This is a genomic window from Moritella sp. JT01, from assembly GCF_001574435.1.
In the GTDB taxonomy this organism is placed as follows: Bacteria; Pseudomonadota; Gammaproteobacteria; order Enterobacterales; family Moritellaceae; genus Moritella.
Genome location: NZ_LOCN01000011.1, coordinates 82,116 through 93,986, shown reverse-complemented (window position 1 = coordinate 93,986; position 11,871 = coordinate 82,116). Strand labels below are relative to the sequence as shown.

General features: G+C 40.5%; 8 protein-coding genes. 7 read left to right on the top strand and 1 reads right to left on the bottom strand.

Annotated elements, in window-relative coordinates; genetic code table 11:
* The first annotated feature begins 3 nt into the window (after window positions 1-3).
* From aceF to AKG98_RS11385, 6 genes are all read left to right on the top strand, one after another.
* Window positions 4-1,584 carry a pyruvate dehydrogenase complex dihydrolipoyllysine-residue acetyltransferase gene (aceF, locus tag AKG98_RS11410; RefSeq protein ID WP_083543945.1) on the top strand — a complete coding sequence of 527 codons (1,581 nt, stop codon included), beginning with the start codon at window positions 4-6 and terminating at the stop codon, window positions 1,582-1,584.
* A 233-nt stretch (window positions 1,585-1,817) separates the two neighbouring features.
* Window positions 1,818-3,248, top strand: coding sequence for a dihydrolipoyl dehydrogenase (gene lpdA / locus AKG98_RS11405; protein WP_067045798.1), 1,431 nt, complete (start codon window positions 1,818-1,820; stop codon window positions 3,246-3,248).
* 166 nt (window positions 3,249-3,414) lie between these two features.
* On the top strand, window positions 3,415-5,721 hold the full coding sequence (locus tag AKG98_RS11400) for a patatin-like phospholipase family protein (protein ID WP_067045796.1): 2,307 nt from the start codon (window positions 3,415-3,417) through the stop codon (window positions 5,719-5,721).
* A 277-nt stretch (window positions 5,722-5,998) separates the two neighbouring features.
* A complete protein-coding gene (gene acnB, locus AKG98_RS11395) occupies window positions 5,999-8,578 on the top strand; it encodes a bifunctional aconitate hydratase 2/2-methylisocitrate dehydratase (protein ID WP_067045794.1) in 2,580 nt (859 codons plus the stop codon).
* 210 nt (window positions 8,579-8,788) lie between these two features.
* Entirely contained in the window at window positions 8,789-9,409 is a 621-nt protein-coding gene (locus AKG98_RS11390) for a toxin-antitoxin system YwqK family antitoxin (RefSeq protein WP_157534118.1), read from the top strand.
* Between the two features lie 168 nt (window positions 9,410-9,577).
* A complete protein-coding gene (locus AKG98_RS11385) occupies window positions 9,578-9,949 on the top strand; it encodes a YacL family protein (protein ID WP_083543944.1) in 372 nt (123 codons plus the stop codon).
* Here AKG98_RS11385 and AKG98_RS11380 read toward each other — a convergent pair.
* Window positions 9,946-10,563 carry a trimeric intracellular cation channel family protein gene (locus AKG98_RS11380; protein WP_067045790.1) on the bottom strand — a complete coding sequence of 206 codons (618 nt, stop codon included), beginning with the start codon at window positions 10,561-10,563 and terminating at the stop codon, window positions 9,946-9,948. The two genes, AKG98_RS11385 and AKG98_RS11380, sit on opposite strands and share 4 nt — an antisense overlap.
* A gap of 333 nt (window positions 10,564-10,896) precedes the next feature.
* On the opposite strand from AKG98_RS11380, the gene metA reads away from it, so the two are divergent.
* Window positions 10,897-11,808, top strand: a complete 912-nt coding sequence (gene metA / locus AKG98_RS11375; RefSeq protein WP_067045788.1) for a homoserine O-succinyltransferase — start codon at window positions 10,897-10,899, stop codon at window positions 11,806-11,808.
* Window positions 11,809-11,871 lie beyond the last annotated feature (63 nt).

The window sequence follows — 11,871 nt, the reverse complement described above, 5'->3', positions numbered from 1 at the left end:
ATAATGAGTATTGAAATTTTCGTTCCAGACATTGGTGATGATGAAGTAGAAGTAACTGAGATTTCCGTTCAAATCGGCGATACAGTTGCAGAAGAAGATACTTTGCTTACTGTTGAGGGTGACAAAGCGTCTATGGAAGTACCTGCACCACAAGCAGGTGTAGTACAAGAAATTCGTGTAAACATTGGTGATACGGTTAAAACTGGCTCATTAGTATTTATCTTTGCTGCTGAAGCGAGTGCTGCAGCACCTGTTGCGGAAGCAGAAGTAGTTGTTGAAGCTGCTCCTGTTGCTGCCGCTGCTGCACAAGTACTAGACGTTAACATCCCTGATATCGGCGATGATGAAGTTGAAGTAACTGAAATTTCAGTTAACGTTGGCGACACTGTTGCAGAAGAAGACACGTTAATGACTGTTGAAGGCGATAAAGCTTCAATGGAAGTACCTGCACCGTTTGCTGGTGTAGTGAAAGAAATTAAAGTAAATGTTGGCGACAATGTTAAAACTGGTTCTTTCATCATGACATTTGAAGTTGCTGGCGCTGGCGCAGCACCTGCTGTTGTTGCTGTCGCTGCTCCTGTGGCTGCTGCAAAAGTTGAAGCACCGAAAGCTGCTCCAGCTGCTGCAAAAGCACCTGAAGTAACTGGCTTTGTTGAAAACGATGCTTACCACCATGCATCACCAGTAGTTCGTCGTCTAGCACGCGAATTCGGTGTTAACTTAGATAAAGTTGGCGCAACGGGTCGTAAAGGTCGCATTGCAAAAGAAGACGTACAAACTTACGTTAAAAATGCAGTTAAACGTTTAGAATCTGGCGCGACTGGCGGCAATGGTTCTGGTATGGACGTACTTGCATGGCCGAAAGTTGATTTTGCTAAATTCGGTGAAATCGAAGTAGTTAAGATGACTCGCATCCAGAAAATCTCTGGTCCGAATCTGCACCGTAACTGGGTTAAAATCCCACACGTTACACAGTTCGACGAAGCAGACATCACTGAACTAGAAGCGTTCCGTAAAGTTGAGAACAACAAACTTGTTAAGCAAGATAAAGGCTTCAAGATCTCTCCACTTATCTTCATCGTGAAAGCAGTAGCTAAAGCGTTAGCTGATTATCCGAAGTTCAATACTTCAATCGGCGAAGATGGCGCAACTATCATTCAGAAGAAATACATCAACATTGGTGTTGCTGTTGATACGCCAAACGGTCTAGTTGTTCCGGTTATCCGTAACGTTGACCAGAAAGGTATTTACGAGCTTAGCCAAGATCTTGCTGTTATTTCTAAGAAAGCACGTTCTGGTAAGCTAACATCTTCTGACATGCAAGGCGGTTGTTTCACAATTTCTAGCCTTGGCGGTATCGGTGGTACTCAATTTACACCAATCGTTAATGCGCCAGAAGTTGCAATTTTAGGCGTGTCACGCTCTGAAATTAAACCTAAGTGGGATGGCAAAGACTTTGCTCCTCGTCTTATGTTACCAATGGCACTTTCATATGATCACCGCGTGATCGATGGTGCTGACGGTGCTCGTTTTGTTACAGCATTAAACGGATATCTTTCAGATCTTCGTAAACTAGTACTTTAATTTTAATTAAGTAATAGTTTTAGTATTTAGTTAAAGAGAAGTTTGAGTATTTATTAAGTAGAGTTATCGCATTTTTGCAATGTTTTAACTCTTTTTACTCTTTTTACTTCTCATTTATTTAACATATATGTAAAATTATCTGGAATCGAACATCATTACTCAGAAGCGTTAAAATAGAGCCTCTGAGTGAGGTAACCCGCCATTCCAGATAATTAAATGACAACGAGGTCATAATGAGTAATGAAGTTAAAGCTCAGGTAGTAGTACTAGGTGCTGGTCCTGCAGGTTATTCTGCTGCATTCCGTGCGGCAGATCTAGGTTTAGAAACTGTAATCATCGAACGTTACAACACCCTAGGTGGTGTTTGTCTTAACGTTGGTTGTATCCCTTCAAAAGCTTTACTACATGTAGCTAAAGTAATTGAAGAAGCAAAATCATTAGCAGATCACGGTATCGTGTTCGGCGAACCACAAACTGACATCACTAAAATCCGTGCATGGAAAGAAAAAGTGGTTGGTCAATTAACTGGTGGTCTTGGCGGTATGGCTAAGATGCGTAAAGTTAAAGTGGTTGAAGGTTTAGCACAATTTACTGGCGCTAACACTATTGAAGCAACAGACAGTGACGGTAACGTTACAACTGTTACATTTGATAATGCAATCATTGCAGCGGGTTCACGTCCAGTTAAACTACCATTCATCCCGCATGAAGATCCACGCGTTTGGGATTCAACTGATGCACTAGAGCTGAAAGAAGTTCCTGGTAAATTACTTGTACTTGGTGGTGGTATCATCGGTCTAGAAATGGGTACTGTGTACTCTGCACTAGGTTCTGATATTGACGTTGTTGAGTTTGCAGATCAATTAGTACCTGCAGCGGATAAAGACATCGTTAAAATTTATGCTAAAGCAGTTAAAAACAAATTTAACGTAATGCTAAGCACAAAAGTAACCGCTGTTGACGCAAAAGAAGACGGCCTATATGTTACGTTTGAAGGCAAAAAAGCGCCTGCTGAACCAGTACGTTATGACGCTGTTCTTGTTGCTGTTGGTCGAGTACCAAACGGTCTAGGCTTAAATGCTGAAAAAGCAGGTATTACTGTAACTGAACGTGGTTTTATTGAAACAAATAAAACCATGAGCACGAACGTTCCACACATCTATGCAATCGGCGATATCGTTGGTCAACCTATGTTGGCGCATAAAGGTGTGCATGAAGGTCACGTTGCTGCAGAAAATATTGCTGGCAAGAAACACTTCTTCGACCCTAAAGTTATTCCTTCAATTGCTTACACTGAGCCAGAAATGGCGTGGGCTGGTCTAACTGAAAAAGAAGCGAAAGAGCAAGGCGTAAACTACGAAGCTGCTGTATTCCCTTGGGCTGCATCAGGTCGTGCGATCGCTTCTGACGCATCTAACGGTATGACTAAGTTATTATTCAACAAAGACACTAACCGTATTATCGGTGGTGCTATGGTTGGTACTAACGCTGGTGAATTACTAGGTGAAGTTTGTCTAGCAATTGAAATGGGTTGTGATGCAGAAGATATCGCATTAACAATTCATGCGCACCCAACGTTACACGAATCAGTTGGTATGGCTGCAGAAATTTATGAAGGTTCTATTACTGACCTTCCTAATGCTAAAGCGATAAAGAAAAAATAATTTAACGCGTTAATCGTTAATATTAGAGAGCGACCTTAGGGTCGCTTTTTTTATACCTGAAATTAGGTTTTTTAAAACAGGTGCTGCTAATATAGTTAAGTTATATGCAATATAACCAGTGTTCCACTGGATGGGATGGATTGGTTTTTAGGATCATAGTCAAGATATGGTACAGATTAAACGGATTTTTGGTTCTTTATTTAACATGCTGAATGGGTTATTACTCGCTTTCATTAGCCTGCATTTACATACTGCTATTGCCGCAGAAACAGCTTCAGATAGTGGCAATAACAATGAACAGCAACGGCCTAAAATTGGTCTTGCCTTGAGTGGCGGTGGGGCTAAAGGTGCTGCGCATTTAGGGGTCATCAAATATTTAGAAAAAAATAATATCCCTGTCGATTATATAGCGGGTACCAGTATGGGTTCGTTTATAGGTGGCATGTATGCGATGGGACGTTCAACGGAACAAATCGAAACCATATTATCGGAGTATGACTGGAGCCAAGGTTACAATGATGACGTACCACGTGATGCACTCTCGGTAAGAGAAAAGCAGCGTCAAGATTCCTTTCAATTACAAACCAATATTGGCTTTGATGGCACCAGTGTGGAATACCCATCTGGTTTTGTCCAAGGGCAAGGCATGGCAAAGTTATTACGTTTATCAACGAATAGTTTACCTTATGTACGTCATTTTGACTTATTACCGATCCCTTATCGTGCGGTCGCTACGAATATTGAAACCATGAGCGAAGTGGTATTAGAACGTGGTGATTTGTCCAAAGTGATGCAGGCTAGTATGTCTATCCCGGGTGCGTTAACCCCTGTTTTTATTGAAGGTCAGTATCTTGTTGATGGCGGCATGGTGAACAATTTACCTATATCGGTATTACAAGATATGGGTGCGGATATTATTATTGCGGTTGATATTGGCTCTCAGCTTTATCGCGAAGAGGAGATCACCAGTGCTTTCCTTATCTTTGATCAGCTATCGAGTTCGATGACACGTACGAGTGCCAATGAACAGATATTGAAACTATCCGAGCAAGATATTTTGCTCAGTCCTGAAATTGACGGTATTGGCACTGCAGATTTTGATTTGATGTTAGATGCAGTGGACCGTGGTGAAAAGTCTGCGCAGAGTGCGAGTACTAAATTAAAGGCTCTGTCATTGTCTGATGACGACTATGCATTATACCAACAACAAAAATTATATAAAAAACAACAGTTGGCACAAATTGATGTTATTCAAATCAATGATATCGACATCACCACTGATACCCGTTTAAGTCCCAAGGTGATTGAAAATAAATTAAACTTAAAGCGTGGAGATAAGATTACTGTTGCTGAATTAGAGACGCAAATTGATGTGCTTTATGCCTTAAATTTATTTCAAAAAGTCGATTACAGCATTACTGAAAAAGAGGGTGTCCATGACCTACATATCAACGTAGTAGAGAAAAGTTGGGGGCCAGGCTATGTTGATTTTAAATTCAATATTCAAGAGTCAACTACCAGTGATGATCGTCAGCAAATTGGCTTGCAATACATACTAACGGATTTAAACCGATTGGGTGCGGAATGGCGTTCTGAGTTAGTGTATGGCACGGATTCTAATATCAGTACCGAATTTTATTCACCGATTGATTATAACCAAAACTTCTTTTTTAAAGCGGGGATAAGACTAGAAGACTATGAAAGTAAGTTATACCTAAGCTCAATAAATGATCCTGAACTCAAGCCTGTTAATTCTAATTTTGAATATTTTGTTGTGACCACAGAACAAATCAATGTTTATGCAGAGCTCGGTGTTATTCCTTTTGATTGGGCGCAAATTGCGATTGGTAGTTATTATCAAACTGGTAATGCAGACATCGAGGGTTCGAGTATCAATACCAAATTTGATAGTCAGGGCTGGTATTTACAGACGCGCTTAGATTCATTCGATAATATATCTTTTCCAACTAAGGGCTTTAAGCTCGACGCTGATATATACATAGATACAAGTGACTACTTTGATAGTAGTGAAAACAATGTGTTCTTCAGCTTAGATTGGCGTAATGCAATGTCATTTAATCGCTCGACCTTTGAATTTAAGGCATCGATGGCGAGTTATGATGGCCCTCCTATTTCACCAACATTTGAAGTGGGGCTCGGTGGTTTCCAAAACCTCTCGGGTTATGGCATTAACGAGATCACCGGTAATTATAAAGCTTTGGTTGCTCTCATTTATCGACATCGTTTATTGGATAACAATTTTGGCGCATTCTCATTCCCGCTTTATCTGGGCGCGTCCATCGAACGAGGGAATGTTTGGAATGATAAAGATGACATCAGCTTTGATTCAACCATTTCTGCGGGTAGTGTATTTATCGCCTTAGATACTGGCATAGGTCCTGTGATGTTGTCTTACGGTTATGCTGAAGGTGGACATGCTTCTGGTTATCTCTTTATTGGTAATAATTTCTAAATACGCGTTAGAACTATTCATATGAATTAACTCTTCTTTTTACATCATAAGTTTGATGAATGTTGAGTATTGATGTAAAAAGCCTTCTGCACTTGCTGCTTTAATTTTAATTTTAGGTTAAAAATGTTATATTTGTGAACACTCTGCAAGAGGCCTTAACTTTTATATTGCTGAATTCACATCAATAACCGTTGAATTCACATAACAAATGAGTAGGTTAGGGTTACATATAACAAGGATGTCCACCATGGGTGGCATAAACTAAGAGGAATGAGTCGTGTTAGAAGCTTATCGTAAACATGTCGAAGAACGTGCCGCTGATGGGGTTGTACCTAAACCTCTTGATGCTGAACAAGTTGCAGGTCTAGTTGAATTGGTGAAAAGCCCAATTGCTGGCGAAGAAGAAGTTATTTTAGATCTTTTAACTAATCGCGTGCCACCAGGTGTGGATGAAGCTGCTTATGTAAAAGCAGGCTTTTTAACTGCGATTGTTAAAGGCGAAGCGACATCACCTATCTTATCTGCAGAACGTGCTACTGAACTACTTGGCACGATGCAAGGTGGTTACAACATCGAAACATTGGTTGAATTACTGGATGTTGATGCACTTGCTCCAATTGCTGCAAAAGCCTTATCTCACACATTATTAATGTTCGATGCTTTCTATACTGTTGAAGAAAAAGCAAAAGCGGGTAATAAATTCGCACAACAAGTATTGCAGTCTTGGGCAGATGCAGAATGGTTCTTAAGCAAACCAGAAGTTGCTGAGAAACTGACTGTTACTGTATTTAAAGTACCTGGCGAAACCAATACCGATGATTTATCTCCTGCACCCGATGCATGGTCTCGTCCAGATATTCCACTGCATGCACTTGCAATGCTTAAAAATGAGCGTGAAGGTGTTTCTGCAAACCCACTACAAACGATTGAAGATTTAAAACAAAAAGGTCATCAAGTTGCTTACGTTGGTGATGTTGTTGGTACGGGTTCTTCGCGTAAATCAGCAACTAACTCTGTGTTATGGTGCATGGGTGATGATATCCCATTCGTACCGAACAAACGTGGTGGTGGTATTTGTATTGGTTCTAAAATCGCCCCTATTTTCTTCAATACAATGGAAGATTCAGGTGCACTACCACTCGAATTTGATGTAACTAGCTTAAGCACTGGCGACGTTATCGATATCTTCCCATATGAAGGTGTTGTTAAAACTCACGAAACTGGTGCAGTGATCACTGAGTTCAAGATAAAAACTGATGTGATTCTTGATGAAGTGCGTGCTGGTGGTCGTATCCCACTTATTATCGGTCGTGGTTTAACGACGCGTGCGCGTACAGCATTAGGTCTTGAAGATTCAACGGTATTCCGTCTACCTGCAGATGTTGCTGCTTCAAGCAAAGGTTATACCTTAGCGCAGAAGATGGTTGGTAAAGCATGTGGTGTAGCAGGCGTTCGTCCTAACCAATATTGCGAACCAAAAATGACCACTGTTGGTTCTCAAGATACCACGGGCCCAATGACACGTGATGAGCTGAAAGATTTAGCTTGTCTTGGTTTCTCTGCTGACTTAGTGATGCAGTCTTTCTGCCATACTGCGGCTTATCCAAAACCAGTGGATGTTGAAACTCACCACACACTACCTGATTTTATCCGTAACCGTGCGGGTGTTTCTTTACGTCCAGGTGATGGTGTTATTCACTCTTGGTTAAACCGTATGTTATTACCAGATACAGTCGGTACTGGTGGTGATTCACATACCCGTTTCCCATTAGGTATTTCTTTCCCTGCGGGTTCTGGTTTAGTTGCATTCGCAGCAGCAACCGGTGTTATGCCACTGGATATGCCAGAATCTATCCTGATTCGCTTTAAAGGTGAATTACAACCGGGTATCACACTACGTGACCTCGTTAATGCTATTCCTTACTATGCGATTAAAAAAGGTCTACTGACTGTTGAGAAAGCAGGTAAAATCAATGCATTCTCTGGTCGTGTACTGGAAATTGAAGGCCTACCAGATCTTAAAGTTGAGCAAGCATTCGAATTATCTGATGCATCAGCAGAACGTTCTGCGGCAGGTTGTTCAATCAAGCTTAACGAAGCCCCAATCATTGAATATCTAGAGTCTAACATCGTGATGTTAAACTGGATGATTGCTGAAGGTTATGGCGATTCGAAGACGATTGCTCGTCGTGTTGCTGAAATGAAAGCGTGGATTGCAGATCCACAATTACTTGAAGCTGACGCGGATGCAGAATACGCTGAAATTATCGAAATCGATTTAGCTGACGTGAAAGAACCTATCCTAGCTTGTCCAAACGATCCTGATGATGTGAAACTATTATCTGATGTTGCGGGTGTTAAAATTGACGAAGTATTCGTTGGTTCATGTATGACTAATATCGGTCACTTCCGTGCAGCGGGTAAACTACTTGAGAAATTCAATGGTACGCTACCAACACGTATGTGGGTAGTACCACCAACGCGTATGGACGCTGCACAATTAAGTGACGAGGGTTATTATTCAATCTTCGGCAAAGCGGGGGCTCGTACCGAAATGCCAGGTTGTTCACTGTGTATGGGTAACCAAGCACGTGTTGGTGATAATACCACTGTTGTTTCTACTTCAACGCGTAATTTCCCGAACCGTTTAGGTAATGGTGCTAACGTTTACCTCAGTTCTGCTGAAGTTGCTGCAGTAGCGGCGATTAAAGGTAAGATCCCTACGGTTGCTGAGTACATGGAACTCGCGTCTGAGATTGATGCAACGGCGGCGGATACCTACCGTTACTTAAACTTCGATCAAATCGCGTCTTACATTGAGAAAGCGAACGAAGTTATCGTACAAGAAGCAGTTTAACCTTCATAAACAAGAGCAAACATTTACTTGTGTTTGTTCTTGTTCTTGTTTAGTCCTTCACTTATCCCCCATTCTGTTAACGCCTATATCCCCTTTACTCGTTGAACATTAAAGCAATGTAAATATATTCATAGTATTGTAAAGATAGTTATTAAGTTGGAACTCAATCGTCTATATACCGTCTTACAGTCATATTTATTTTGAAAAATAATGAGGTTTCATATGAAAAATAATCTTTCAATTGCTGTATTACTTGTTGCTTCTTCTTTTACTTCTATTGCGTATGCCTCTACGGTAGAAAAGGACAAAACGGTTGATTACTTACAATTTAGAAATGGTGTTGTTTACCAGGTTAATCACACAGATGCATATACTGGAACTTTCTTATCTAAATATTCAAATGGACAGAATAAATTAACGGTTAAATTTACTAAGGGTCAGCCCGTCGGAGTCTCTACACGTTGGTATCCTAGCGGTCAAAAAGAAAAGGTCGTTAATTATGCCGATGGTGTTAAAGCTGGCCAAGTGACTACTTGGTACCCTAATGGTCAAAAATCGAGTGAAGTTACATACAAAGAAGGCTCTGTAGACGGTAATCTAACTGAATGGTACAGCAATGGACAAGTCTCTGAAAAGACAGCATTCACCAATGACGTCCGCAATGGTCAATCAACGATGTGGTATGATAATGGACAAAAATCATATGCCGCGAATTTTAAAGAGGGTAAAAAAGTGGGCGACTTAACTGAATGGTCTGAAACCGGTCATAAATATCTCTCTACCACTTACAAAAATGGCAATCTCGTCGCTCGTACAGAGTGGTTTAACTAATACACATTATTGAAATAATTTTAATGTAGAACACAGGCGCTTCTCTTTAATGGGTAAGTGTCGGTGTTGTTTTCAAACCGGAATAATATCTTGATATTATGGTGGTGGATAACTTGTTATAATGCTCGTTCAATATTTTAAAATATAATTTGATAAAGTGAGCCATTAGTGGATTTTGAATTTCGAAAAGATACCCTTACTGATACCTACCGCGTGATAATATCAATGGAACAGACAGCGCTAGGTAATTGGATCCAAGGCACTTTAGGCACGGATAAAGCCACCATCGCATTGATTCAAGCAGAGATCGACTTATTAAAAGCACGTAAAAAACAAGAATATCGTTTAATTGGTGATGAAATGACATTAACCCTGACACAGGAAGATGTGTGTGCCTGTGCGAATTCAGAGTTGATTGATTTTGGTGAAGAGTTAGATGACGATATGAATTTTTATGATGCGGAAACCGTTGCCGTTTGTGGCTTGGAAGATTTTGAGATCATACTCCAAGCCTGGTTAGCATTTTTTAGTCAGCGTTAATCCCATTCTTCCGAGGTGTAGTTAAATGTTGGTAATGACCATTTCCAATAAATAGCACACAGGCGCAGTGAAACACCAACACAGAAGGCCACAATAAGATTGATATTGTGGTCAATCCCCAGCGTTTCCAAGCCCAGATAAAGTACCGCGACTAATAATGAAATACCCGCGTAGATCTCTTTACAGAATACCACCGGGGTACGATTGCAGAGTAGATCACGTATTACCCCGCCACAAATGCCCGTTATCATACCTGCCATAATAATCACGGTTGGGTGGTAACCGAGTGTCATCGCTACATTACAACCAATGATGGTAAATGCAATTAAGCCAAGCGCATCTAGCACCAAGAATAAACGGCGTAAATGATTCATGTGCTTAGCGATCAGAATAGTAAACAAACCTGCACATATGGTGATATAGACATAGTGGGGATGTTGGGTCCAAGAGATTGGGAAATTACCTAATAATAGATCACGCACTGTTCCACCACCAAGCGCGGTAACAAATGCGATAACAGCTACACCGAAGATGTCCATATTACGGCGACCCGCCATCAATGCACCCGACATAGCTTCGGCAGTGATCGCAATTAAATAGATATAAGTGAGCATTGTTTGCAAACCTTTAAATTAAGAGTAGGTAAGTTATATACGCAATCTACTTTAAGATGCTGACATAGAATCTTGAAGTAACTTGGGCATCAATCCATTTAAAATACGCCTCGCTCCCTGCAAGCAGGCGATACTATACATAAACACTATTTTTTTCAACAGAAACTGAATAGGAAGATAGGGTCAATATAAATTAACCCTGAGGTCAGGAAGTGCGTGAGGAAAACGTTGTAAATAGTTTTATATGAGATTAAATGAGTTTGAACACTTACAAAGGCTAGATAATTAAGGTAGACTTCTGGACGGCTAATGTATTACTTAAGGATGGGAATAATGCCAATTAGAATTAAAGACGGGCTACCGGCTGCAGAAATATTAGGTAATGAAAATATTTTTGTGATGCTAGAGTCACGCGCAACCAAGCAAGAAATTAGACCACTGCAGGTTGTTGTTCTTAACCTTATGCCGAAGAAAATTGAGACTGAAAATCAAATTTTACGGCTATTATCAAATACGCCACTGCAAGTAAATGTAGAGTTATTGCGGATTGATTATCGTGCCTCTAAAAATACCCCCCAAGAACATATTGATGAGTTCTATCACGACTTTGAACGTATTCGTCATAATAATTACGATGGTTTGATCATCACGGGTGCACCATTAGGTTTAGTCGGTCATGATGAAGTGGTGTATTGGCCACAAATCGAAGAGATTATTAACTGGTCTAAAACCCACGTGGTATCCACTCTGTTCTTATGCTGGGCTGCACAAGCGGCATTAAAAGTCTTGCATGGCATTGATAAAAAAGTCCATGAGAAGAAATTTTCCGGTGTCTATCCACAGCAAACGTTCCACCGTCATAACCCATTAGTACGCGGATTTGATGATGAATTTTCCGTGCCGATGTCGCGTTATGCAAATTTCTCTGAAGAAATTTTTGCTGGTACAGAGCTAAATATTTTAGCCGCCAATGATGAAACGGGGGTGTATTTAGCCGCCTCTAAGGACTTCCGTCAGGTATTTGTTACCGGTCATCCGGAGTACAGTGCAGATACTTTACACCAAGAATATATGCGTGATATCGCTGATGGTGTTAAGGCTGAAGTACCAGCTAATTATTATAAAGGTAATGATGCTGAAAATGCCCCTCGTGTTACTTGGCGAAGTCATGGTAATCTGCTTTATAGCAATTGGTTAAACTATTATGTTTATCAACAAACGCCATATGACTTAAACGATCTATAAATGCAATGATCTATAGACGTAGCTAACACGTGTAGATACGTATCAAAATAATAAGACTCAGGA